The 24,433-nt window shown below is 73.9% G+C and carries 15 protein-coding genes; 9 read left to right on the top strand and 6 right to left on the bottom strand.

What is annotated here, in order from left to right; genetic code table 11:
- From ACIPN7_RS16735 to ACIPN7_RS16725, 3 genes are read right to left on the bottom strand one after another with little or no spacing between them, the layout of a single operon-like run.
- Positions 1-2,664 (bottom strand): ABC transporter permease, encoded by a 2,664-nt coding sequence (locus ACIPN7_RS16735; protein WP_400544333.1) that lies wholly within the window; start codon positions 2,662-2,664, stop codon positions 1-3.
- A gap of 56 nt (positions 2,665-2,720) precedes the next feature.
- Positions 2,721-5,294, bottom strand: coding sequence for an ABC transporter permease (locus ACIPN7_RS16730; RefSeq protein WP_400544331.1), 2,574 nt, complete (start codon positions 5,292-5,294; stop codon positions 2,721-2,723).
- 41 nt (positions 5,295-5,335) lie between these two features.
- Positions 5,336-6,148: an ABC transporter ATP-binding protein gene (locus ACIPN7_RS16725; RefSeq protein ID WP_400544327.1), complete on the bottom strand. Its 813-nt coding sequence runs from the start codon at positions 6,146-6,148 to the stop codon at positions 5,336-5,338.
- Between the two features lie 377 nt (positions 6,149-6,525).
- Here ACIPN7_RS16725 and ACIPN7_RS16720 point away from each other — a divergent pair, with 377 nt between their 5' ends.
- Positions 6,526-9,711, top strand: a complete 3,186-nt coding sequence (locus ACIPN7_RS16720) for an FtsK/SpoIIIE domain-containing protein (protein ID WP_400544324.1) — start codon at positions 6,526-6,528, stop codon at positions 9,709-9,711.
- Here ACIPN7_RS16720 and ACIPN7_RS16715 read toward each other — a convergent pair.
- The gene (locus tag ACIPN7_RS16715) at positions 9,659-9,829 is read right to left on the bottom strand and encodes a hypothetical protein (protein ID WP_400544321.1); all 171 of its coding nucleotides are present in this window, start codon (positions 9,827-9,829) and stop codon (positions 9,659-9,661) included. The genes ACIPN7_RS16720 and ACIPN7_RS16715 overlap by 53 nt on opposite strands.
- Before the next feature lie 539 nt (positions 9,830-10,368).
- On the opposite strand from ACIPN7_RS16715, the gene ACIPN7_RS16710 reads away from it, so the two are divergent.
- The gene (locus ACIPN7_RS16710) at positions 10,369-10,617 is read left to right on the top strand and encodes a WhiB family transcriptional regulator (RefSeq protein WP_026365970.1); all 249 of its coding nucleotides are present in this window, start codon (positions 10,369-10,371) and stop codon (positions 10,615-10,617) included.
- A 97-nt stretch (positions 10,618-10,714) separates the two neighbouring features.
- Here ACIPN7_RS16710 and ACIPN7_RS16705 read toward each other — a convergent pair whose 3' ends face one another.
- Complete coding sequence (locus ACIPN7_RS16705) at positions 10,715-12,196, bottom strand: sensor histidine kinase (RefSeq protein ID WP_400544413.1); 1,482 nt, start codon at positions 12,194-12,196, stop codon at positions 10,715-10,717.
- 160 nt (positions 12,197-12,356) lie between these two features.
- Here ACIPN7_RS16705 and ACIPN7_RS16700 point away from each other — a divergent pair, with 160 nt between their 5' ends.
- The 7 genes from ACIPN7_RS16700 to ACIPN7_RS16670 all read left to right on the top strand — a co-directional run bounded on the left by ACIPN7_RS16700 (position 12,357) and on the right by ACIPN7_RS16670 (position 20,771).
- Complete coding sequence (locus ACIPN7_RS16700; RefSeq protein ID WP_400544317.1) at positions 12,357-12,881, top strand: DUF2505 domain-containing protein; 525 nt, start codon at positions 12,357-12,359, stop codon at positions 12,879-12,881.
- Positions 12,882-13,173: 292 nt separating this feature from the next.
- Positions 13,174-14,517, top strand: a complete 1,344-nt coding sequence (locus ACIPN7_RS16695) for an ABC transporter substrate-binding protein (RefSeq protein ID WP_400544314.1) — start codon at positions 13,174-13,176, stop codon at positions 14,515-14,517.
- 203 nt (positions 14,518-14,720) lie between these two features.
- A complete protein-coding gene (locus tag ACIPN7_RS16690) occupies positions 14,721-16,043 on the top strand; it encodes an extracellular solute-binding protein (RefSeq protein ID WP_400544312.1) in 1,323 nt (440 codons plus the stop codon).
- Between the two features lie 171 nt (positions 16,044-16,214).
- Positions 16,215-17,231: a carbohydrate ABC transporter permease gene (locus tag ACIPN7_RS16685; RefSeq protein WP_400544309.1), complete on the top strand. Its 1,017-nt coding sequence runs from the start codon at positions 16,215-16,217 to the stop codon at positions 17,229-17,231.
- Positions 17,228-18,145 (top strand): carbohydrate ABC transporter permease, encoded by a 918-nt coding sequence (locus ACIPN7_RS16680; RefSeq protein WP_400544306.1) that lies wholly within the window; start codon positions 17,228-17,230, stop codon positions 18,143-18,145. Before ACIPN7_RS16685 ends, ACIPN7_RS16680 begins: the two co-directional genes overlap by 4 nt.
- 5 nt (positions 18,146-18,150) lie before the next feature.
- On the top strand, positions 18,151-19,749 hold the full coding sequence (locus tag ACIPN7_RS16675) for a GH1 family beta-glucosidase (protein WP_400544410.1): 1,599 nt from the start codon (positions 18,151-18,153) through the stop codon (positions 19,747-19,749).
- Entirely contained in the window at positions 19,746-20,771 is a 1,026-nt protein-coding gene (locus ACIPN7_RS16670) for a LacI family DNA-binding transcriptional regulator (protein ID WP_400544303.1), read from the top strand. The genes ACIPN7_RS16675 and ACIPN7_RS16670 overlap by 4 nt, the downstream gene beginning before the upstream one ends.
- 75 nt (positions 20,772-20,846) lie before the next feature.
- On the opposite strand, the gene ACIPN7_RS16665 is transcribed toward ACIPN7_RS16670, so the two are convergent.
- A complete protein-coding gene (locus ACIPN7_RS16665; RefSeq protein ID WP_400544300.1) occupies positions 20,847-24,383 on the bottom strand; it encodes a bifunctional proline dehydrogenase/L-glutamate gamma-semialdehyde dehydrogenase in 3,537 nt (1,178 codons plus the stop codon).
- Positions 24,384-24,433: the final 50 nt, after the last annotated feature.

Here is a 24,433-nt window from a genome sequence, read left to right as displayed (position 1 = left end):
TTACTCGGCGGCGAGCGCCGCGACCGGGTGGGTGCGGACGGCGGCCCGGGCGGGCACCACCGACGCGAGCAGCCCCGCGACGAGCGCGACGACGAGGACCACCCCCACCTCGGTCCACGGCACGACGAGCGGCACCTGGCCGAGCACGGACAGGGCCGTGGTGGCGCCCACCCAGCCGTACACCAGGCCCAGCACGATGCCGAGCACCGCGCCGACGCCCGCGATGACCACGCCCTCGACGGCGAGCGTGGCCCGGAGCTGGCCGCGCGAGAGCCCGATGGCCCGCAGCACCGCGTTCTCGCGCGTGCGCTCGATGACGGAGAGCGACAGGGTGTTGGCCACGCCGACCAGCGCGATGAGCACGGCGACGGTGAGCAGCCCGACGACGATCCCGAGGATCACGTCGACCATCCGCTGGTAGGCGGACCGTTCGACGACGGTCCCGGTGACACCGACGGTCTCCCCCGTCGTCGAGACCGCGGCCTGCACGGCGGAGACGACGTCGGCGGCGTCGCGGTCGTCGTCGACCTGCGCCCACACCTCGCCGGCGGCCAGGCCCGGTGCGAAGGCCGCGAGGTCCTGGGGCATCAGGTAGGCGCGGTCGGAGCGGGAGCCGCTGTGCACGACGTCGAGGGTCACCCGGCCGCCCGGACCGGTGAGCGCGAGCGTGTCGGCGCCCGCCAGGTCGTACAGCTCGGCGGCCCGCTGCGGCACGACGATCGTGCCCGGCCGCAGCCGGTCGGCGTCGGCGGGGGTGTTCGCGACGGACCGCAGGTCCGCCGGGTCGACGGCGGCGACCTGCACCGGTGTGCCGCCGTCCGCCCGGCGGGCCGACGCGTTCGTCACCGGGACCACGGCGCCCAGCCCGTCCACGCCGGCCAGGGCGTCGGTGACGGCGGCGGGCACGGCGGCCGCGGCGCCGTCGGCGTCGTGCGCGGTGCTGGTGACGCGCAGGTCGACCGGGAACCGCGCGTCGAGCTGGTCGTTCATGGTGAGGCGAGCGCTGGCGGCGCCCGTGGTCATCATCGAGACCAGGGTGACGCCGATGAGCAGGGCGGTGGAGGTCGCCACCGTCCGCCGGGGGTTGCGCAGCGCGTTGGCGGAGGCCAGGCGGGCCGTGGCGCCCCCGGCGCCGGCCAGGCGCCCGAAGACCGCGGCGACGCGGGGCAGCCAGAAGACGGATCCCACGATGATGCCGACGAGCGACACGGAGCCGCCCAGGACCGCGGCGAACAGCCCGGTGTCGATGCTGCCGGACCTGCCGAGGGCCACACCGGCGGCCATCACCGCGAGCCCGCCCAGGGTGGCGAACGCCGCGAACACCGCGCGGGCCCGGCCGGTCCCGGCCGGGTCGAGGCCGGCGGCCGGGCGCAGCGCGGCGAGCGGGGCGACACGCGACGCCGCCCGCGCCGGCGCGACCGCGGCGGCCAGGGTGACGAGCAGCCCGGCCGCGAGCGGCACGAGGAACGCCGTCGCGGTCAGGGGGATCGTCCGCGGCAGCGCCACCCCGAGGTCGAAGGCCGGCGCGACCAGGAGCCCCGCCTGCACGAACAGCGAGCCCACGACGATGCCCGCGACCGAGGCGACCGTGCCGAGCACCACCGCCTCGAGCAGGACGCTCCGGTGGATCTGCCCGGTGCCCGCACCCACGCAGCGCAGCAGGGCGAGGGTGTGCGACCGCTGCGCCACCAGCACCTGGAACGTGTTGGCGATGACCAGGCCCGCGACCACCAGGGACACGGCGGCGAGGGCCAGGACGAACACGAGGTAGACGATGTTCTGGCCGCCGGAGATCCCCGCCACCACGTCCTCGGCGTACTCCTCGGGGGTGGTGACGCCGGTGGCGGACGGGACGTCCGCGGCGAGGGCGCCCCGGACCTCTGCGACGGCGGCCTCGTCGCCGGGCCGGTCGAGGGCGACGACGACGGTCCGCATGCCGGGCGCCGCGCCGGACCCGGCGAGCTGTCGCTCCAGCGCCGCCGGGGTGACGACGGCGACGCCGCCGCCCGCGGCGTACGCCGAGTCGGGGTCGTCGACCAGGCCCGAGACCGTGAGCGTCTCGACGGCCTCCTGGCCGCCGTAGCACTCGGCGCCGCGCTCACCGAGGCCGGGGCTGCCCGGGGCGTGCTTGCCGGCCCGCAGGCAGCGCGTCGACGAGACGGTGTCGCCCACGCCGACGCCGAACAGCTCCGCGACGTCCACGGGGAGGGCGATGTGGTCCGGGCCGTCCGGCCAGACGCCGTCGGCCAGCACCAGCGGCGTCAGCCGGGGGTCGGACGGCGCCGCGACGAGCGACTGGCGGACCGTCCGGCCGCCGTGGGCGAGCTCCACGTAGGTGCCGCGGAACCCGTCGGCGGCCGCGACGCCGTCGACGGCGCGTACGGCGTCGACGTCGGCGGGCGTCATCGTGCCCGCCCGGTCGAAGACCACGAGGTCCGCCTCCGCGTACTGCGCGGCCACCTGGTCGTAGGTGGTGCGGGTGACGACGGTGCCGGCCTGCAGCGTCGCCGCCACGAACGCGGTGCTGATGAGCACCGCGAGCCCCGCGGCGGCGAGCCGGCCGAGGCTGCGCCGCATCTGCGCCGACGTGAGGCGCACGGTGGGGCCGACGGTCAGCACGCGCGGCCTGGCCGGCCCGACGGGAGGTACACGATGGGGGTCCACGGGATCTCTCCTCGGGTCGTCGCGGCTGCTGCGTGCTGACCGTCCTCTGCCGGGCGCTACTCCGCGGCGAGCGCCGCCACGGGGTGGGTGCGCACGGCGGCCCGCGCCGGCACGACCGAGGCGACCAGCCCCGCGACCAGGGCGACGCCGAGCACCAGCGCGATGTCGGTCCACGGGACCACGAGCGGCACCTCGCCCATCACGGACAGCGCGGTCGCGGCGCCCGCCCAGCCGTACAGCAGGCCGAGCAGGACGCCGAGCACGGCGCCGACCCCCGCGATGAGCATCCCCTCGATGGCGAGGGTGGCCCGGAGCTGCCCCTTCGAGAGCCCGATGGCCCGGAGCATGGCGCTCTCGCGGGTCCGTTCGATGACGGACAGCGACAGGGTGTTGGCCACGCCGATCAGCGCGATGAGCACCGCCACGGCGAGCAGCCCCACGACGATCCCGAGGATCACGTCGATCACCTGCTGGAAGCTGTTCCGCTCGACGACCGCGCCGGTCACCTCCACGACCTCGTCCGTGGTGGACACGGCGTCCTGCACCGCCGCGACCGTGCCGGCCACGTCCTCGCCCTCCTCCACGCCGGCCCAGACCAGGTTGGGCCTCAGGTCGGGGTAGATGGCCGCGAGGTCCTCCGGCACCATGAACGCCCACGCGTACTGCACGTCGCTGCTGACGACGTCGAGCGTCGTCGTGCCGCCGGGGCCCTTCAGCTCGATCTCGTCGAGCCCCTCGAGCCCGTAGCTGGTGGCGACCTGGTCCGGGACCACGAGCGTGCCCGGCCGCAGGTCCCCGAGCTCGTCGGGGGTGTTCACCACGGCGCGCAGCGCGTCGGGCGCCACCGCGATCGCGGGCACCACCGGCCCGTCCTCGTCGGCGGTCGTCGCGGTGACCGAGGTGACCTCGGTGACGCCGCGCAGCCCGGGGACGCCGTCGACGGCGTTCGTGACGACCGACGGCACGGCGGCCTGCTGGCCGTCGTCGTCGTAGGTGGTGGACGCGACCTCCAGGTCGACCGGGTACCGCGAATCGAGCTCGTTGTCCATGGAGACGCGGGCGCTGGCCGCGCCCGTCGTCATCATGCCGACGAGGGTGACGCCGATGAGCAGCGCGGTCGACGTCGCCGCCGTCCGCCGCGGGTTGCGCAGGGTGTTCGCCGCCGCGAGCCGGGCGGACGGGCCCGTCGCGCCGACCAGCCGGCCGATGCCCGCGGTGACCTTGGGCAGCCAGAACACGGAGCCGACGATCACGCCGATCAGCGACACGGTGCCGCCGCCGACGGCCGCCAGCAGGCCGAGGTCGATGGTGCCCCGCAGCCCGAGCGCGACGCCCAGGCCGAGCACCGCGAGGCCGCCCACCGTGGCCAGGACGGCGAAGACGGCGCGCACGCGCCCGGCGCCCTTCTGCAGGGTCGGCGCGTCGCTCGGCCGGAGCGCTGCCAGCGGCGCCACCCGGGCCGCCGCGAGGGCGGGGGTGAGGGCGGCGACGAGGGTCACGACGATGCCGACGGCGAGCGGCGCGACGAACACGGGCCAGCTCAGGGTGATGGCCGGGGGCAGCGGCACGCCGAGGTCGAAGGCCGGCGCGATCATGAGCCCGGCCTGGACCAGCGCCGAGCCGACGACGATCCCGACGACGGACGCGACGGTGCCGAGGATCGCCGCCTCGAGGAGCACGCTGCGGTAGAGCTGCCCCGTCGTCGCGCCGACGCAGCGCAGCAGCGCGAGCGTGCGGGCGCGCTGGGCGACGAGCACCTGGAACGTGTTGGCGATGACGAGGCCGGCGACCACGAGGGCCACGGCGGCGAACGTCATGACGAAGACGAGGAAGATGATGTCCTGGCCGCCCGACATGGAGGCGACCGACTTCTCGGCGTACTCCTCGGTCGTGGTGACGTCGGTGGCCGCGGGGACGGCGGCGGCGAGGGCGGCACGCACCTCGTCGACGGCGTCGGCGTCGGCCGACGGGTCGAGCGCGACGACCACGGCGCCGGCGGTCGGCTCGGTGCCGGGCCCCGCCTCGTCCGCGCGCCACTGCGCGAGCGTCTGCTGCGCCACGACGGCGGCGCCGCCCATCGCGCCGTAGGCGGCGTACGGGTCGTCGACGAGGCCGGTGACCGTCAGCTTGTCGACGACCTCCCCGCCCTCGTACGTCTCGCTGCCGTCGTCGGCGACGACCGGCTCGCCCGCGACCCACCGGGACGACGCGACCTCGTCGCCGAGGCCGACGCCGAGGCGCTCGGCGACGTCGGCGGGGAGCGCGATCTCGGCGGCAGTGGCGGGCCAGGCGCCGTCGGACAGCTCGAGCGGGGTGAGCCGCTCGTCCGACGCCGTGCCGACGATGCCCTGGAAGATCGAGGTGCCGGCATGGTTGAGCTCGGTGTAGGACATGGCCTGGGTGTCGGCGGCGGCGACGCCCTCGACGCCCCGGACGGCCTCGACGTCGGCGTCCGTCAGGGACTCGTTGTCGTCGAGGACGACCAGGTCGGAGTCGGCGAGGCCCGCCGCGACCTGGTCGTAGGTCGTGCGCGTGATGACGTTGCCGGCCAGCAGCGTCGCCGCGACGAACGCGGTGCCGATGGTGATCGCGATGCCCGCGGACGCGAGGCGTCCGACGCTGCGGCGCATCTGCGCGAGGGTGAGGCGTGCCGCCGGTGCGGTCCCGGCCATCAGGCGCCGGCCCCGGTGGTGACGGCGGGCTCGAGGGTGCGCAGGGCGTCGAGCCCGGCCATGGCGGACTCGGGCGTGGGGTCGCTGATGTCGCCCGCGATGCGGCCGTCGGCGATCAGCACGACCCGGTCGGCGTACGCGGCAGCGGACGGGTCGTGGGTGACCATGATGATGGTGCGGCCCAGCTCCCGCACGGAACGGCGCAGGAAGGACAGGACCTCCGCGCCGGAACGGGAGTCGAGGTTGCCGGTGGGTTCGTCGGCGAACACGACGTCGGGCTGCGCGATCAGGGCACGCGCGATCGCGACGCGCTGCTGCTGCCCGCCGGAGAGCTCACCGGGGCGGTGGGTCAGGCGCCCGGTCAGGCCCAGGGTCTCCACGAGGGTGTTCAGCCAGGCGTGGTCCAGGGTCGCGCCGGCGAGCTCGACGGGCAGGGTGATGTTCTGCTCGGCGGTGAACATCGGCAGCAGGTTGAACTGCTGGAACACGAACCCGATCCGGTCCCGGCGCAGCCTGGTGAGGGCCTTGTCGTTCAGGCCGGTGATCTCGGTCTCGCCGAGGAAGGCCTGTCCGCCGGTGGCGGAGTCCAGGCCGGCCAGCAGGTGCATCAGGGTCGACTTGCCCGATCCGGAGGGGCCCATGATCGCGGTGAACCGGCCCTGCTCGAAGTCGACGTCCACGCCGTCCAGGGCGCGCACGATCGCCTCACCCTTGCCGTACGTCTTGGTCAGGTTCCTGGCCCGGACGGCACGGGCGGCCCTGCCCGAGCCCGGAGCCGGCTGGTCCGCCGGGACGTACACGGTGGTGTCCACGAGATTCTCCTCGGTGATCGACGCTGCTGGATGCCGGCGCTGCTGCGGTGCCGGCGCTGCTGGGTGTCGCGGGAACGTGTCGCGGGAACGTGTCCCGTGTACGGCCCGGAAGTGGTCCGGCCTTCCCGGGGTGGACCCCGGTTCGGCCGGCATCAACGAACCTACGGAGCCGGCGCCGGTCTGGACATCGGGCGTCGGCCTGATCCTTCCCTGGTCGTGTCATCCCTTGGTCGTACATCTCGTCAGCCCCGGGTAGGGGCAGTCCCCCAGGGGTTGTGCCCCAGGGAGCGCGACGGAGACCCTGTGGAAACGGGGGTTGTGCACAGAAACCCTGGTCAGGGCTCTGGTGCGGGCCGACCGGCGGCAAGGCTGGGGGCATGACCGCAACCTCGTCGTCCGACGGCGCCGTGCGCGTGACCCTGCACCCGGGCGAGGACGTGCTCCTGCGACCGGGCGCGCGCGTCGGCGACGTGCGCGCGCCGCTGGCCGCGCTCGTCCGCCGGCCCGAGCTGCGGTGGGCGCCGCTGACGGTCGCCGGTGTGCGCCTGACCGACGACCAGGTGGTCGGCGAGCGCCCGCTGCTGCCCGGCGCGGAGCTGCGGGTGCTGCGGCCGGAGGGGACCGGGGTGGGTGCGGGGGCCGGGCTCGGCGCCGTCGGTCCCGGTGGGGCCTGGCTCGTCCGGGTGACCGGTCCCGACGCCGGGACGGTCGTGGGCGTCGACGGACCGCGGGCCGCCCTGCGGGCATGGGCCCGCCTGCGCCGGGGCGGACGGCTCGCGATCCACCGGTCGCGGGGTCCTGCCGACGTGCTCGCGCCCCGGCCGGAGGCCGCGCCCGGCGGCGTCCCGTGGCCGCTCGTGCTGCTCCCCGCGGTCGCGTCGCTGGTACTCGCGGCGGCCCTGCGACAGCCGGTCCTGGCGGTGTTCGCCCTGGTAGGCCTGGTTGTGGCCGCCCCGCAGCTGCGCGCCGCCCGGCAGCGGACGGCAGGCCGGGGCGCCGCCCGCGGCGGGTCGCGCGAGCTGCCCGGGCCGGCGCGCCTCCTCGCGTTCGCGCACGCCGCGCTCCACGTCTCGCCGGGCGCGTGGGCGGCGGCGCGGGCGGCGCGGGGGGCCGCCCGGGCTCGTGGTGCAGTGCCCTCCGTGTCCGGAGCGGTCGATCTCCCGTCCGCGCCCGACGGCCCCTGGGCCGCGCTGCTGCGGGACGGCGCGGTCGCCGTGCTCGGGCCCGCGGACCTCGCCCGGTCGGTCGCCCGCGCGCTGGTCGCCGGGCTCGCCGCCCGGGGCGCGGCCGTGCGGGTCGACGACGCCGCCCCGCGCTGGTCATGGACCCGCTGGCTTCCCGGCGGCGAAGCGTCGGTGCTGGTTGTCGAAGGCGCGGTCGGCGGCGGCGTGGTGGGCGGGCCCGCCCAGTCGTCCGCCGATCTGGTGGTGTCCGTCGGGGCCGTGCCGCCCGGCTGCCGGGCGGTGGTTCAGGTGCTCGACGCACGCCGGGTCCGGATCACGGGGCCGGACGGCGCCGCGCGGACCGTGCCGCTGGTCGGCGTCACCGTCGAGTGGGCGGACCACCTGGCCCGGCTGCTGGCGGGCGCCGCCTGGCTCGGCCGGACGGCCGCCACGCTGGGCAGCACGATCGGCGACAGCGGCAGCGAGACCGGCGGCGCTCTTGTCGACGGCGGCGCAGGCAGCGCCCTCCCCGGGACCGCCGACGCCCGGCGGAGCCTCCCGACAGCCCACGCCGGCGACCCGCGCCTGCCCGCCGCCGTGTCACTGACCAGGGCGCACGGTCTCGACGAGACCCCCGGACCGGACCAGGTCGCCGCTCGCTGGGCGCACGCCGACGGCTGGGCCGTGCCGCTCGGCCTCGGTGCGGACGGCGCGCCCGTGCTCCTGGACCTGGTCCGGGACGGGCCGCACCTGCTCGTCGCGGGCACCACCGGGTCGGGCAAGTCCGAGCTGCTCCAGACGCTGGTGCTCGGGCTGGCGCTGGCCCGGTCGCCCGCCGACGTCGCGCTCGTGCTGGTCGACTTCAAGGGCGGCGCGAGCTTCGGCGCCTGCGGCCGGCTGCCGCACGTGGTGGGGCAGGTGACCGACCTCGCACCCGGCCTCGCCGCGCGGGCGCTCGCCGGGCTGCGCGCGGAGCTGCGGCGCCGGGAGCGGGTCCTCGCCGAGCGCGGCGCGGCCGACGTCGTCGCCCTCCCGCCCGGCGTGCTGCCCCGGCTGGTCGTCGTGATCGACGAGTTCCGCGCCCTGGCCGACGACCTGCCCGCGTTCCTGCCGGCCCTGCTGCGCGTCGCGGCGCAGGGCCGGTCGCTCGGCGTGCACCTGGTGCTCGCGACCCAGCGGCCGGGCGGCGCCGTCGGCCCCGACCTGCGGGCCAACCTCAGCGCACGGCTGGCGCTCCGGGTCACCGATCCGCTGGAGTCGCGCGACGTGGTCGACGACCCCGCCGCCGCGCACATCCCGGGCACGACGCCGGGGCGGGCCGTGCTGCGCCTCGGATCGGCGCCGCCCGTGCTGCTGCAGTGCGCGCACGTCACGACGCCGCCCGAGGCGCGGATGCCCCTGGTGCGCCGCGCGCCCGCACGCCCGGGAGCCCGTGCGGCGGTACGCCGCCTCGCTGGACCGGGCACCCCGGAAGCGGACGCCACCGCGCCGCACGCCCCGGGACACGACATCGCCGGACACGACCCCGCCGTTCCGGACGTCGCCACGCTGGTCGTCGACGCCGCCCGCCGGGCCGCCGGGACGCTGGGTCATCGCCCGGGCGCGCCGCCCTGGCTGCCGCCGCTCCCCCGGTCCGCCGGGACCGCCGACCTGCCCCCGCGCACCCGGCGGGACCGGGGCGGCCTCGCGCTCGCCCTGGGCGACGACCCGGAGGCGCAGCGCCGCACGACGATCACCTGGCGTCCGGAGGACGGCCACCTCGCGGTGCTCGGCCGGGCCCGTTCGGGCCGCACCACCGCCCTGGTCGCGGTGGCCCTGGCGGCGCTGCACCTGGGCTGGCGGGTCCACGGGATCACGCGCGACGCCGCCGGGCTGGGAGCGCTGCGGGACCGTCCCGGCTACGCCGGCACCAGCCACCCGGACGACGCCGGGACGCTGGACCGCCTGCTGTCCGGCGAGCCCGTGACCGGCGTCGGCACCTCCCGGACGGCCCCCGGGACCTGGACGGGCACCGAGCCCACCGCCCCCGGCGGCGCGCCCCGCACGCTGGTGCTGATCGACGGTGTCGAGGACGTGCGCGCCACGCTGCCCCTCGCAGCGCTGCGGTCGGGGGTCGCGTTCGCCGTGACGGCCGACGGCCCGTCCGTGGGCGGCCTGGCCGCGCGGTTCGGACCGCACCTGGTGCTGCTGAGCACCGACCGCGCGGCCGACGTCGTGCTCGGGGCTCCGGCGATGCTCGCGGGTGCCGGCGGGCCGCCGGGCCGGGCCGCCTGGTGCGGCCGGGGCGATCCGGTGCTGTGCCAGGTGCTGGAGCCGGAGGTCGCGCCACCGGACCGGCCCCGGGCGCTCAGTCCTCCGAGCGGGTCCCGGACGTCGCCGCGACGACGGAGGGCGTCATGAGCAGCGCGGTCACGCCCACCGCGATCACGAGGGCCACCCACCCGCCCGGGACGGCGGGGCCGCTGCCGCTCCCGATCGCCGCGATCGACCCGATGATCTGGAAGAGCTGCCAGGTCACGACGGGTCCGCGACCGGATCGACGACCCGCGAGAAGCGCACGGCAGCACACCACGAGAACCCAGGCGACTCCCAGGAGGAAGAGAACCAGAAAGAGGCTCACTCCGACCGACATGGAACCGCCCGTAATGAGTTCGCCAAGAAGCACCAGCGCGAAAGCAACGAGGCCGATCACCTCGACCACGACGCCGATCACGAGGGCACGAAGAAACGGCGGGACACGAGGCGCGAAAAAGGCTTCCAGTACGGGCACGACGGACTAGGATACTTGCGAGACGGGTATTCACAATAGTGTGACGGATACCTCAGGGTTCATGGCCCAGAAACTTCGCCGTAACCCCTTGTGCGAGCGTTCACGAGCGTGTGAACCTAGATGCAGCAATCCCACACACCCCCGAACACACCCCCGTCGGTCGCCGCCTGGCGCTCAGGGATCGGAAAACGATCCACAACCAGACCTGCGCGCCCCAGACGCACGACGACGATGCTCCCTAGTGGCGAGCCGGACGGTGGGAAGTTCCTTCCAAGGAGTACGTGACCATGGACTGGCGCCACCGCGCAGCATGCCTCGAAGAGGACCCCGAGCTGTTCTTCCCCATCGGCAACACGGGCCCCGCCCTGCTGCAGATCGAGGAGGCCAAGGCCGTGTGCCGTCGCTGCGACGTAGTCGACACCTGCCTCAAGTGGGCGATCGAGTCCGGCCAGGATGCCGGCGTCTGGGGCGGCATGAGCGAGGACGAGCGCCGTGCGCTCAAGCGCCGCACCGCGCGCGCTCGTCGCGCAGGCTGAACCGACAGCACAGCACCACCCCGCACCACGATCTCCGCGAGCCACGCCTGAGCACACCCCCTCCGCCCAGGCGTGGCTCGCGTCTTTCCTGAGGCCGTCAGGAGCGGGCCGGCTCCGCCACCCGCAGCACGAGCTGCAGCACCACCTCGGTGCCGCCGTCGGGCCGCGCCGACCACTCGATGGTGCCGCCGAGCTCGTTGGTGACGAGCGTGCGCACGATCTGCGTGCCCAGGCCGCTGCCGGGGCCCCGTCCGCCGGCACCTCCGTTCTCGGGCAGCCCCACGCCGTCGTCGGCCACGACCACCCGCAGGTCGGAGTTCTCGCGCTCCACGGCGATCTCCACCGTGCCCGCGGAACGCCCGACGAACCCGTGCTCGACCGCGTTGGTGACCAGCTCCGTCAGCACGAGCGCGAGCGGCGTCGCGTCCTGCGCGGGCACCATGCCGAACGAGCCGGTACGCACGGTCCGCACCGAGGTGTCCGCCGACGCGACGTCGGCCGTGAGCCGCAGCGCCCTGCCCACCATGTCGTCGAGCTCGACCTGCTCGTCGAGCGTCTGCGAGAGGCTCTCGTGCACCAGGGCGATCGTGGAGACGCGCCGCATGGCCTCCTCGAGCGCCTCCTTGGCGGCCGGCACGTCCATGCGCCGGGCCTGGAGCCGCAGCAGCGCGGCCACGGTCTGCAGGTTGTTCTTCACGCGGTGGTGGATCTCACGGATCGTCGCGTCCTTGGTGATCAGCTCACGCTCGCGCCGGCGCAGCTCGGACACGTCGCGGCACAGCAGCACGGCGCCGATGCGCTGGCCACGGTCGGTCAGCGGCATCGCCCGCAGCGACAGGGACACCCCGTGCGCCTCGATGTCCGTGCGCCACGGGGCGCGCCCCATCACCACGAGCGGCAGCGACTCGTCCACGGGCTGGAGCTGCTCCACCATGTCGGCGGTCACCTCGACGAGGGACTGCCCCACGAGCGGGCCGATCACGCCGAGCCGGTGGAAGCACGAAAGCGCGTTGGGGCTCGCGTACAGCACCTCGCCCTCGGAGTTGAGGCGGATCAGGCCGTCGCCCACGCGCGGCGCGCCGCGGCGCGAACCGGTCGCCGCGTTCGGCAGGGGGAACTCGCCCCGCGGGATCATCGCCACGAGGTCGTCGGCCGCCTCGACGTAGTTCAGCTCCAGGCGCGACGGCGTGCGGCCCGAACCGAGGTTGGTCTGCCGCGCGATCACGGCGACCGCCGTGTCCTTGTGCACCACGGGGATCGCCTCCTCCCGCACGGCGTACGCGCCGAACCAGCGCGGCTCGCGGGCGCGCTGCGCCTTCGCCTCGGCCATCGCCTTGGCGAGCTGCGGGCGCTGCCCCTCGGGCGCGAACGAGCCGACGACGTCGTCGTAGTGCACGGTGGCACCCGTCGACGGCCGGCACTGCGCGATCGCGACGAACCGCCCGTCGTCGGTCGGCAGCCACAGGACGAGGTCCGCGAACGCGAGGTCCGAGACCACCTGCCAGTCGCCGACCAGGAGATGCAGCCACTCCACGTCGGCCGGCTCAAGGTCGGCGTGCTCAAGGATCAGGTCACTCATCGCAGACACGCGCCAAGCCTATGTCGGAACCGGCTCATGGCCCGATGAGTGCGCGGCGCGTACCCGGGGTCCGGGTACGGCTCCCTCAGATCGGACGCGCGCAACGCGTCGGTTAGAGTTCCACCACCGGCATGCCCCGTCGGCGCGAGGAGGAGAGCCCGTGCACCTGACAGTGGACCTGACGTTCCCCGCAGACATCGACGACGTCTCCGCGATGCTCGCCGACGAGTCGTTCGTGCGGTGGCGCGCCCAGCGCTCCACCGGCTCGGTGAACGGCGTGGTCGAGCAGGCCGACGTCACGGGGACCGCGGTCACCGGCTTCACCGTGGTGGTGCGCCGCACCCTGCCGACCGACATCATCCCCGTGCAGGCCCGCCCCTTCGTGGGTGCGCACCTCGAGATCCGCCAGGCCGAGGCCTGGGAGGCGGCGTCCGACGGGCGCCGGACGGGCACCGTGGCGGTCGAGATCATGGGCGCGCCGGTGCGGGTGACAGCCACCGCGGCCCTGACCGCCCTGCCCGACGGCGGCACCCGCCTGACCTACGCGGGCGACGTCCGGGCGACGGTGCCGCTGTTCGGCACCGTGATCGAGGAGGCCGCGGTCAGCGCCGTTCGCACCACCCTCGAGACCGAGGCCGCGGCGGGACGCGACTGGCTCGCCGGCAAGCGCACGGGAACGGCCTGAGCCGTCCCGAACGGGACTTCCCCTGACGGGGACGACCCTGCCAGGATGCCCCTGCGGGCCGCACCCGACGGTGCGGTCCGACTCAGATCCTGACGAGTTTTTTCCCTTCCAGGCACGACTGCGGCATTTCAGACATCGTTTGCTAATTGGTACTTTACGTTCGTTCCACCTCGTTCGTTTCCCGACGGCGAGGTGCTAGAACCTGAGCGAACATTCGTGTCGGATGTGGGCGAGTTTGTGCTCTGATATCGCTTTCACGCATCCACACGCGTACCGAACCCAAGGAGTATCAGTGCCCACCAAACACGGACCGGTCCGACGCCGGACCGTCGCCCCCCGCCGCGCGGCTGTCGCGACGCTCGCGGCCTTCGTCCTGCCCCTCACCGGATGCGGTTCGCTCCTGGGTGAGGATGCCGCGGGCTCCGACGGCGACGACGTTCCGATCACCCTGACCGTGTCCACGTTCAACGACTTCGGGTACACCGACGAGCTGCTCGCCCGGTACACCGAGGAGCACCCGAACGTGACCGTCGAGCACATCGTGGCGCCGACGTCCGACGAGGCCCGCCTGCAGATGCTCAAGGCATTCACCACGGGTGACGGCTCCGAGCTCGCCGACGTGGTCGCGGCCGAGGTCGACTGGCTGCCGGAGCTGATGGAGCACTCGGAGCTCTTCGAGGACCTGACGGACCCCGAGGTCACCAAGCGCTGGGTGGACTGGAAGGTCGCGCAGGCCACGACCACGGACGGCGAGCTCCTGGGCTACGGCACCGACATCGGCCCGGAGGCGATCTGCTACCGCGCCGACCTGTTCGAGGCCGCGGGGCTGCCGACCGGCCGCGACGAGGTCGCCCAGCTGCTCGGCGGCAAGGACGCCACGTGGGAGCGCTACTTCGAGGTGGGCCGCCAGTTCACGGCGCAGTCCGACGCCGCGTGGTTCGACGGCACCACCGGCATGTTCCAGGGCATGGTCAACCAGCTGCCCGCCGCCTTCGAGGACCCGGCGACGCAGAAGCCGACCGACCTGGCGACCAACAGCGAGGTCCGCGCGATCTACGACCAGATCACCTCCGGCATCAACGACGGCCTCTCGGCCGGCCTGGAGCAGTGGACCCCGCAGTGGACGGCCGGGTTCCAGCAGAACGCGTTCGCCACGATGCTCTGCCCCGGCTGGATGATGGGCCCGATCGAGTCCTACTCCCAGGGGGTCAAGGGCTGGGACGTGGCCAACGTCTTCCCCGGCGGCGGCGGCAACTGGGGTGGCTCGTTCCTGACGGTGCCCTCGGCCGGTCTGCACACGGCGGAGGCCAAGGAGCTCGCCGCGTGGCTCACGGCACCGGAGCAGCAGACGGAGGCCTTCACGACCGCGGGCGCGTTCCCGTCGCAGATCGAGGCCCAGGACTCCGAGGCCGTGCAGGGCTACGTGAACCCGTTCTTCAACAACGCGCCGGTCGGCACGATCTTCACCGCCCGGGCCCAGTCCATCGACGGCGCCCCGCACAAGGGCCAGTACTACTTCGCCATCCGTGACGAGGTCAACAACGCGCTGGCCGCCGTGGACGCCGGGACCAACAGTCCCGAGATCGCCTGGAACCAGGCGGTGCAGACCGTCTCGGGCTTCCGGATCAAGGAGTAGGCGCACCGGGCTTCGCCCACCCCCCGCCTTGACACAGCAGGGCACAGAACGCAACGATCAGGTCGCGTGGTAGCGCTCCCACACCCCAGGAGTGGGAGCGCTCCCAATGCCGGTACGCAGATGTGCCAAGCCCGGCACCAGAGCGCGACCCGCAGGAACCCGCAGAACCCGTAGGACCAGACCGCACGACAAGGGAGTCCCCAGTGCTGAGCAGTACCCGACCCACGCGGCGCGCAGCCGCCCGTACCCTCCAGGCGACCGCCGGCGTGGCCGCTGTCGCCCTCGCCCTCACCGCCTGCGGCGGCGGATCCGACGAAGGATCCGGCGAGGAGGACGGCCCGATCACCCTGAAGGTCGCGACCTTCAACGACTTCGGCTACACCGACGAGATGCTCGCCTCGTACACGGACGAGCACCCGAACGTCACGGTCGAGCAGGTCAAGGCAGCCACGTCGGACGACGCCCGCGCCAACCTGACCACCAAGCTCGCCGCCGGTGGTGACGGCCTGGCCGACATCGAGGCCATCGAGGTCGACTGGCTGCCGGAGCTCATGCAGTACCCCGACCTGTTCACCGACCTGGCCGACCCCGAGCTCGACGGCCGTTGGGTGGACTGGAAGGTCCAGCAGGCCACCACGACCGACGGCACGGTCATCGGTTACGGCACCGACATCGGCCCCGAGGCCGTCTGCTACCGCGCCGACCTGTTCGAGAAGGCCGGCCTGCCGACCGACCGCGAGGAGGTCGCGGAGCTGCTCGGCGGCGAGGACGCGACGTGGGAGGACTACTTCGCCGCGGGCCGCAAGTTCGTGAAGAAGTCCGACAGCGCGTGGTACGACAGCGTCGGCGGCACCTTCCAGGGCATGGTCAACCAGCTCCCCGCGGCGTTCGAGGACCCGGAGACCGGTGAGCCCAAGGACCTCGCGGACAACACCGACGTCAAGGCCATCTACGACGAGATCACCGGTTCGGTGGACGACGACCTGTCGGCCGGCCTGATCCAGTGGGAGGCCGACTGGGACGCGGGCTTCCAGAACGACGCGTTCGCCACGATGCTCTGCCCGGGCTGGATGACCGGTGCGGTCGAGGAGCGCGCCGGTGGCGTCGAGGGCTGGGACGTCGCCAACGTCTTCCCCGGCGGCGGCGGCAACTGGGGCGGCTCGTTCCTGACCGTCCCGGCATCCGGCGAGCACGCCGAGGCTGCCAAGGAGCTGGCCGCGTGGCTGACCGACCCGGAGCAGCAGACCAAGGCGTTCGAGGCCGCGGGCACCTTCCCGTCGCAGCTCGAGGCGCAGGACTCCGAGGCCGTGCAGAGCTCGACCAACGCGTTCTTCAACGACGCGCCGGTGGGCGAGATCTTCTCGGAGCGTGCCCAGAGCATCGACGGCGCCCCGTTCAAGGGCGCGAACTACTTCGCCATCCGTGACGAGGTCACCAACGCGCTGAACCGCGTCGACGTCACGAAGTCGCAGGACGCCGACAAGGCCTGGGACGAGGCCGTCGAGAAGGCTGCCGCGCTCGGCTGAGCAGGCTCTGCCTGAACCGGGCCCCTCCCGGGCCTGAACCGCTGGCCGCGACCGGTGGTCGGGTTGGTCGAGACACGCGTCTCGGCGACCCGGCCACCGGTCGCGCCACGCGGGCGTCGCACCGAAGCGACGACACGACGATGACACAGCGGAAGATGACCGGAAGATGACATGGCCGTCCTGACACCTCAACGATCGGCACCGGGGTCCGGTGCACCACAGCGCGAGTCGCGCAGACTCGGCTTCACCCAGCGGCTCGGCCGCTGGGACGTGAAGCTCTCCCCGTACCTGTACATCTCGCCGTTCTTCGTCCTGTTCGCGGTGACCGGCCTGTTCCCCCTCGCCTACACGGCCTACGTGTCGGTGCACGAGTGGAGCCTGCTGGGCGGGCAGGGCGACTTCGTGGGCCTGCAGAACTTCGTGGACGTGCTGAACCAGCCCACGTTCTGGAAGGCCCTGGTCAACACGCTGTCGATCTTCCTGTTCTCGTCGGTACCTCAGGTGATCCTGGCGATCGTCATCGCCGCGCTCCTCGACCAGAACCTGCGCGCGGCGACCTTCTGGCGCATGGGTGTGCTGATCCCCTACGTGGTCGCGCCCGTCGCCGTCTCGCTGATCTTCGGCCGCCTGTTCGCCGACCAGTACGGCCTGATCAACGGCATGCTCAACGCGATCGGCCTGGACTCCATCGCCTGGCACGGCGACCGGATCGCCAGCCACGTGGCCATCGCCACGATGGTGAACTACCGCTGGTTGGGCTACAACGCGCTGATCTTCCTCGCCGCGATGCAGGCCGTGCCCCGCGACCTGTACGAGGCCGCCGTGATCGACGGCGCAGGCCGCGTGCGCCAGTTCTTCTCCATCACCGTGCCGCAGATCCGGGCCACCATCATCTTCGTCGTCATCACGTCGACCATCGGCGGCCTGCAGATCTTCGACGAGGTCCGCCTGTTCGACTCGATCGGCCTCGGCGGGCCGGACCAGAACTGGATGACCACCGTGGTGTTCCTCTACGACCTCGCGTGGGGCGACCAGCACAGCCTCGGGCGCGCCTCGGCCGTCGCCTGGCTCCTGTTCCTCCTCATCGTGCTGATCGGCCTCGTGAACTTCCTGGTCACCCGCCAGATCTCGACGTCGGGCACCGACAAGAAGCCCAAGCGCAAGCGCATCACCAGGGGGAACGCATGAGCTCCGTCGCCGTCACCGCCCAGACCGCGGGATCGGGTGCCGCCAAGGCGGCCGCCCGCCGCCGGGCCCGGAAGGCCGGCGGCGGCGCGCACCGCCGCGCCGGCTGGATCGTCTACACCCTGCTGGGGATCGTGCTGCTCGTCTCGGCCTTCCCGCTGTACTTCACGCTGCTGCTCGGCTCGTCCGACCCGGTGGAGATCTCGCGCAGCGCGGTGCCGCAGTGGCTCCCCGACCTGTCGCTGTTCACGCAGTTCCGGACCGTCATCGAGTCGACCCAGATCAACTTCTGGAAGGCGCTGACCAACTCGGTGATCATCGCGGTCGTGGTCTCGGCCGCCGTCGTGCTGTTCTCGACGCTCGCCGGCTACTCGTTCGCGAAGCTGCGCTTCCGCGGCCGCGGGCCCCTGCTCGTGTTCGTCATCGCCACGATGGCGGTGCCGACGCAGCTCGGCGTGATCCCGCTGTACATCCTCATGTCGGACCTGCACTGGGTCGGCAAGCTCCAGGCGGTCATCGTCCCGGTGCTGGTCAGCGCGTTCGGCGTCTTCTGGATGACGCAGTACCTGTCGGAGTCGCTGCCCTACGAGCTGATCGAGGCCGCCCGCGTGGACGGCGCCTCCATGATCCGCACGTTCTGGAGCATCGCGCTGCCCGCGGCCCGCCCGGCCGCGGCCATGCTCGGCCTGTTCACGTTCGTGCAGCAGTGGACCAACTACTTCTGGCCGTCGATCGTGCTCAGCTCGGACAACCCGACGCTGCCGCTCGTCGTAAAGTCGCTGCAGTCGAACTACTTCGTGGACTACTCGTTGGTCATGGGCGGTGTGTTCCTCGTGACGCTGCCGCTGCTGGTGATCTTCGCCTTCGTCGGCAAGCAGCTCGTCGCAGGAATCATGCAGGGAGCCGTGAAGGGATGAACCAGATGACCCGCGAGCTCACGCAGAGCTTCAAGACCGACCCGACAGCGCCGCGCGTGCCCGCCCCCGGCATCGCGCTGCCGTACACGCCGAGCGCGCCGCGCACCGCGCCGTCGTCGAACGCGACCGGGAGCGTGGCCTTCCCCGACGGCTTCCTCTGGGGCGCGGCCACCGCCGCCTACCAGGTGGAGGGCGCCGCCCACGAGGACGGCCGCGAGGACTCCGTGTGGGACGTGTTCGCGCACGTCCCGGGCGCCGTCCTGAACCAGGAGGACGGCGAGGTCGCGTGCGACCAGTACCACCGCTACCCCGCCGACGTCGCGCTCATGAAGGACCTCGGCATCAAGGCGTACCGGTTCTCGACGTCGTGGTCCCGGGTCGTGCCCGGCGGGCGCGAGGTCAACCCGGCCGGCCTGGCCTACTACGACCGGCTCGTGGACGAGCTGCTGGGCGCGGGCATCCTGCCGTGGCTCACGCTCTACCACTGGGACCTGCCGCAGGCGATCGAGGCGGAGTCGAACGGCTGGGTGAACCGCGACACCGCGTACCGGTTCCGCGACTACGCCGTGACGATGCACGAGGCGATCGGTGACCGCGTCGACGTGTGGACCACGCTCAACGAGCCGTGGTGCGCCGCCTTCCTGGGCTACACGGGCGGCCAGCACGCGCCGGGCCGGCAGTCCCGCGAGGACGGCCTGGCCGCCGCGCACCACCTCATGCTGGCCCACGGCCTGGCCGTGCAGGCGCTGCGCGAGCGCGCGCCGGACGCCAACCTGGGCATCACGCTCAACTTCGAGGTCGAGGACCCGCTGAACCCGGACGACCCCGCCGACGTCGACGCCGCACGCCGGCTCGACGGGGGCTTCACCCGGATCTTCGCCGACCCGATCCTGCGCGGTGCGTACCCGCTGGACGTGCTGGAGGACGTGCGCGAGTACGGCCTGGAGCAGCACATCCAGGAGGGCGACCTCGAGATCATCTCGACGCCCATCGACTCGCTCGGCGTGAACTACTACCACGGCAACGCCGTGGCCGCGGTGCCGGCCGAGCGCCCGCTGGACGGCGGCGCCCCGGTGACCCGGCCGTCGTCCAACCCGTTCCCGGGCGGCGACGGCGCGTACACGCACCCGCGCGGGCTGCCCGTGACCACCCAGAACTGGGAGGTGCAGCCCGAGGGCCTCACCCGCCTCCTGCTGCGCCTGCAGCAGGACTACACGGGGCCGCGCGGCATCGCCCTGTACGTCACGGAGAACGGCAGCGCGTACGACGACGTCGTGGGCCCGGACGGGTTCGTGGACGACCAGGAGCGCCTCGGGTTCGTCGACGTGCACCTGCGCGCCGTCAAGGACGCGATCGACGAGGGCGCCGACGTCCGCGGCTACTTCGGCTGGTCCCTGCTCGACAACTACGAGTGGGCGTGGGGCTACGGAAAGCGCTTCGGCCTCGTGCGCGTGGACTTCGAGACGCAGGAGCGCACGGTCAAGGCGTCCGGCCGCTGGTACGGTCAGGTCGCGCGGGCCAATGCCGTTCCGGAGCGAAGTGTCGCACCCGTGCCGTACCCGACCGGCGACGACGGCGGAGACAAGGCGGTTCCGACGGCGTGACGACCTCAGGCCCACCCACCCTCGATGACGTGGCCCAGGCGGCCGGGGTGTCCCGGTCGACCGCGTCGCGCGCCATCAACGGCGGCCTGCGAGTCTCCCCCGAGGCGCAGGCGGCGGTCGACGACGCCGTCGCCCGCCTCGGGTACGCACCGAACCGAGCCGCCCGGTCCCTCGTGACCCGGCGCACCGACTCGATCGCCCTCGTGGTGCCCGAGCCGGACCAGCGCATCCTCACCGACCCGTTCCTCTCCGGCACCCTCGCGGGCGTCAGCGAGGGGCTCGCCGGGACGGACCTCCAGCTCGTGCTGCTGCTCGCCCGTCCGGGCGAGCAGCGCGGGCGCGTGGGCCGCTACCTGCGCAGCGGCCACGTCGACGGCGTCATCGTGGCGTCGCACCACAAGGGCGACCAGCTCGAGACGGAGCTCGGGCCGGCGGCGCTGCCGGCCGTCTTCGTGGGTCGGCTGTTCGAGCCCGACCCGTTCTTCTCGCGCGGCCTGCGCTACGTCGACGTCGACAACGTCGCGGGCGGACGCATCGCCACCCAGCGGATGATCGACCGGGGCCGCCGGCGCATCGGCACCATCACCGGGCCGCTCGACATGCCGGCCGGCGTGGACCGGATGACCGGCTGGCGGGACGCCCTGCGCGACGCCGGCCTGCCCGACGACGCGCTGGTCGAGGGCGACTTCACCGTCGCCGGGGCGCTCGTCGCGGCCGCGCGGCTCCTGGACCAGCACCCCGACCTCGACGGCATCTTCGCGGCCTCGGACCTGATGGCGGAGGCCACGCTGCGCGTGCTCGCCGAGCGGGGCCGGTCCGTGCCGGGCGACGTCTCGGTGGTCGGGTTCGACGACCTCGGCATCGCCGAGACCACGTCACCGCGGCTGACGACCGTGCACAACCCGGTGGTGCAGATGGTCGGCGCCGCCACGAGCATGCTCGTGGACCTGGTCGCGGGCCGCCCGGTCCGCGACGAGCGCCGCGTCTTCGCCCCGCGCCTGGTCGAGGGCGACTCGGCCTGACCCTCCCCCACGACGTGTCAGACCCTCAGGTCACCGGGGTGACCTGAGGGTCTGACACGTACGGGGCCGGCAGGGTCAGGCGGTGCGCAGGTGGCCGTAGCGGTGCATCGTGCGGCTGACCGCCTGCTCGCGGAGCATCGTCAGCAGCTCGCGGCGGCCGCTCGCCAGGACCGGGCCGTCCAGCACCGTCACCGAGCCGAGGCGGCTCGCCGCTGCGTCGCGCAGCCCGGGCGCCTCGCCCACCACGCGGATCCGGCCGGTCACCACGCCGTCGGCGACGGACTCGGCGAACGCCTCGTCCGTGATCTCCTGCCCGACGACGGTCGCGTCGACCCCCGCCCGCGCGGCCGCGGCCAGCACGCGCTGCACCTCGGCGTCCGGCGCGTCCGCTCCGACGCGCACGGTGATGCCCGGGACGGGCCGGTAGCGGAACACGTTCGACTCGACGCCCAGCCCGGACGGGTCGTGCGCCTGCGAGAACTCGGTGAGCCAGGCGCGGGCGTCGTCGGCGCGGGCCCAGGCGAGCCAGCCTGCCGGGTCCTCGGTGCGCGACGGCACGTCGGGTGCGTCGGCCCACCGGCCGAGCTGCGCCACGTAGTTGGGGCCGCCCGCCTTGGCGCCGGAGCCCACCACGGAGGCCTTCCAGCCGCCGAACGACTGGCGCTGCACGATCGCGCCGGTGATGTGCCGGTTCACGTACGCGTTGCCGACCTCGACGCGGTCGAGCCAGTGCTCCACCTCGGCGTCGTCCAGCGAGTGGATGCCGCCCGTGAGGCCGAACGACACCGCGTTCTGCAGCGCGAGCGCCTCGTCCAGCGTGCGGGCGGTCATGATGCCCAGCACCGGGCCGAAGGCCTCGGTGAGGTGGAAGAACGACCCGGGCCGGACGCCGTCGCGCACACCCGGGGTCCACAGGCGGCCCTTGCCGAGGCCCGCCTCGTGCGCCACCGCGTCCAGCCGGCGCGGCCGCACGAGCCAGCTCTCGCCCTGCTCCAGCGTGGTCAGCGCGCGCAGCAGCTTGCCCTGCGCGGGCTCGGTGAGCGGGCCCATCACGGTGGCCAGGTCGGTCGCGGGGCCGACGGCGAGCGACGACACGGCGTCGACGAGCTGGCGACGGAACCGCTCCCCCGTGACGGTGCGCGGGTCGCCCACCGAGCCGACGAGGATCACGAGCGACGCGGCGGAGCACTTCTGCCCCGCGTGCCCGAACGCCGAGCGCACCACGTCGGCGACGGCCAGGTCGAGGTCCGCCGACGGCGTCACGACGATCGCGTTCTTGCCCGACGTCTCCGCGAGCACCGGCAGGTCCGGCCGCCAGGACGCGAACATCTCGGCGGTCTCGATCGCGCCCGTGAGGATCACGCGGGACACGCCGTCGTGCGTCACGAGGCGGCGGCCGAGGTCGCCGTCCGGCACGCGGACGAACTGCGCGACGTCGCGCGCGATGGCCGGGTCCAGGCCGATCTCGGGCGCCACCTCGTCGAGCGCCGCGTGCACGGCCTCGACGGCGATCTCCAGGCAGCGCGGCGTGGGCGGCGCGGGCTTGGCGATCACGGAGGAGCCGGCCGCGAGGCCGGCGAGCACGCCGCCGATCGGGATGGCGACGGGGAAGTTCCAGGGCGGCGTGACCAGCGTGACGCCGTCCGGCGTGTACCGGGCGCCCGGCCAGGCCTCCGACGTCGGGTCGAGGGCCTCGGCCGCCTGCGCGTAGTAGGCGGCGAAGTCCACGGCCTCGCTGACCTCGGGGTCCGCCTCGGCGACGGTCTTGCCGGCCTCGTGCACCATGGCGGCGACCAGGTCGGCGCGTGCGGCCTCCAGGTGCTGGGCCGCGGAGCGCAGCACGCGTCCGCGGTCCGCCGGGGCGACCTTGGCCCAGGCCGCGCCCGCGCGGCGGGCGAGCGCGACGACGTCGTCCACCTGGGCGGACGTCGCCAGGGGCTCGGCGAGCGCGGGGACGTACCCGGAGCGCGCGGACGTGACCTGCCGCGCCCAGGCGCGGTTCGCCGCGACGGCGGGGTCGGTGTCGGCGGCGTTGTGGAACGGCCCGGTCACCGGCTCGGGCGCGTTGCGCGGACGGCGGCGGGGGGCGACGTCGTCGGCCCCGTAGTGCACGCCCAGCTCGACGGAGGCGCGGAACGCGGCCTCCTGCCGGTCCATGGCGCTCGTGGGGGCGGCCGCGGACTGCGGGGCGAACGCCGCGTGCAGGAAGTTCTGCTCCGTGGCGTTCTCCTCGAGGCGGCGCACCAGGTAGGAGATGGCGACGTCGAAGTCCTCGTCGCGCACGACCGGCGTGTACAGCACCACGCGGCCGCTGTCCTTGGCGACCTCGTCACGGACGGCGGCGGCCTCGGTGGGCGCCATGCCCTGGAGCATCTCGATGTCGAGCGCCTCGGAGACGCCGCGCGCCCGGCCGAGCAGGATCGCGAGCGCCACGTGGAACAGGTTGTGCGACGCCGCGCCGATGCGGACGGCGTGCGCGCGCTCGGGGCGCAGGGCGTGGTCGAGCATGCGCACGTAGTTGGCGTCGACATCGGGCTTGGTGGGGTACGGCGCCTGCGCCCAGTCGTGCAGGGCGGCCTCGACGTGCTCCATCGCGAGGTTCGCACCCTTGACGATGCGCACCTTGATGCGCGCGCCGCCGTCCGCGACGCGCTTCGCGGCGAACTCGGTGAGGCCGTCCAGCGCGCCGAGCGCGTCCGGGAGGTACGCCTGGAGCACGATGCCGGCCTCCAGGTCGCGGAACTCATCGCGACCCAGGATGTCGGTGAACACCGCGGTGGTCAGCGCCAGGTCGCGGTACTCCTCCATGTCGAGGTTGAGGAAGACGCCGTGGTCGCGCGCGGCGCGGTAGAGCGGCAGCAGCTGCTCGACGACACGGTCGCGGGAACCGTCGAGGTCCCACGTGACGAGCTGCGCGGCGACGCTGGAGACCTTGATCGACACGTAGTCGACGTCCGGGCGCTCGACCAGCGCGACGGTGCGGGCCAGGCGGCCGGCGGCCTCGTCCTTGCCGAGCACGGCCTCGCCCAGCAGGTTGACGTTGAGGGTGTAGCCCTCGGCCCGGGTGCGGGCGAGGTGCGCGGTGAGGCCGTTGCCGGCGTCGGCCACGAGGTGGCCGACGAGCTGGCGGAGGCGCGCGCGGGCTGCCGGGACCACGATGCCCGGGAGCACGGGGGCCGTGAGGGCGCCGGCGCGGAACAGCGCGCGGTCGCTCGCACTGAGGAACGTGGCGCTGCCGGCCTTCTTGCCGAGACGGGCCAGGGCCTTGGCGGCGACGTGGACGTCCTGCGGGCGGGCGACGTCGTCGACGAACCCGACGGCGAGCTCCAGGCCCGCGGGGTCGGAGACGAGCGCGCCCAGGGCGGCGGAGGCGCGGGCGACGGCCTTGTCGGTCTTCGACGCGGCCGGGCCGGTCGCGGTGCCGGCGTCGGCTCCCGTGGCCGTGCCGATCCAGGTCCGGGCGAGGGCTACGGCGTCCTCGACGAGGGTGTCGGCGGCGGGCTCGGCGGGCGGCTCGGTCGGAGCCTGCGGCGTCACGCTGTCCGGTGCGCCTGCGCCCCCGGTCGGGACGTCGGCGGTGTCGGCGCTCCCGCGCCGGGCAGAGGTCTTCATGACACCAGGGTGCACCCGGTGCCGCTCGCGTGTATTGGCAGGATCACTCG

The organism is Promicromonospora sp. NPDC090134 (assembly GCF_044746965.1).
Taxonomy (GTDB): Bacteria; Actinomycetota; Actinomycetes; order Actinomycetales; family Cellulomonadaceae; genus Promicromonospora.
This window is presented reverse-complemented; position numbering and strand designations above follow the sequence as displayed.

Excerpts from the sequence above, each read along its gene's own strand:
- ACIPN7_RS16730 (WP_400544331.1), bottom strand. The coding sequence starts at position 5,294 with ATGCGCCGCAGCGTCGGACGCCTCGCGTCCGCGGGCATCGCGATCACC.
- ACIPN7_RS16675 (WP_400544410.1), top strand. The coding sequence starts at position 18,151 with ATGACCCGCGAGCTCACGCAGAGCTTCAAGACCGACCCGACAGCGCCG.
- ACIPN7_RS16720 (WP_400544324.1), top strand. The coding sequence starts at position 6,526 with ATGACCGCAACCTCGTCGTCCGACGGCGCCGTGCGCGTGACCCTGCAC.
- ACIPN7_RS16680 (WP_400544306.1), top strand. The coding sequence starts at position 17,228 with ATGAGCTCCGTCGCCGTCACCGCCCAGACCGCGGGATCGGGTGCCGCC.
- ACIPN7_RS16685 (WP_400544309.1), top strand. The coding sequence starts at position 16,215 with ATGGCCGTCCTGACACCTCAACGATCGGCACCGGGGTCCGGTGCACCA.
- ACIPN7_RS16665 (WP_400544300.1), bottom strand. The coding sequence starts at position 24,383 with ATGAAGACCTCTGCCCGGCGCGGGAGCGCCGACACCGCCGACGTCCCG.
- ACIPN7_RS16705 (WP_400544413.1), bottom strand. The coding sequence starts at position 12,196 with ATGAGTGACCTGATCCTTGAGCACGCCGACCTTGAGCCGGCCGACGTG.
- ACIPN7_RS16710 (WP_026365970.1), top strand. The coding sequence starts at position 10,369 with ATGGACTGGCGCCACCGCGCAGCATGCCTCGAAGAGGACCCCGAGCTG.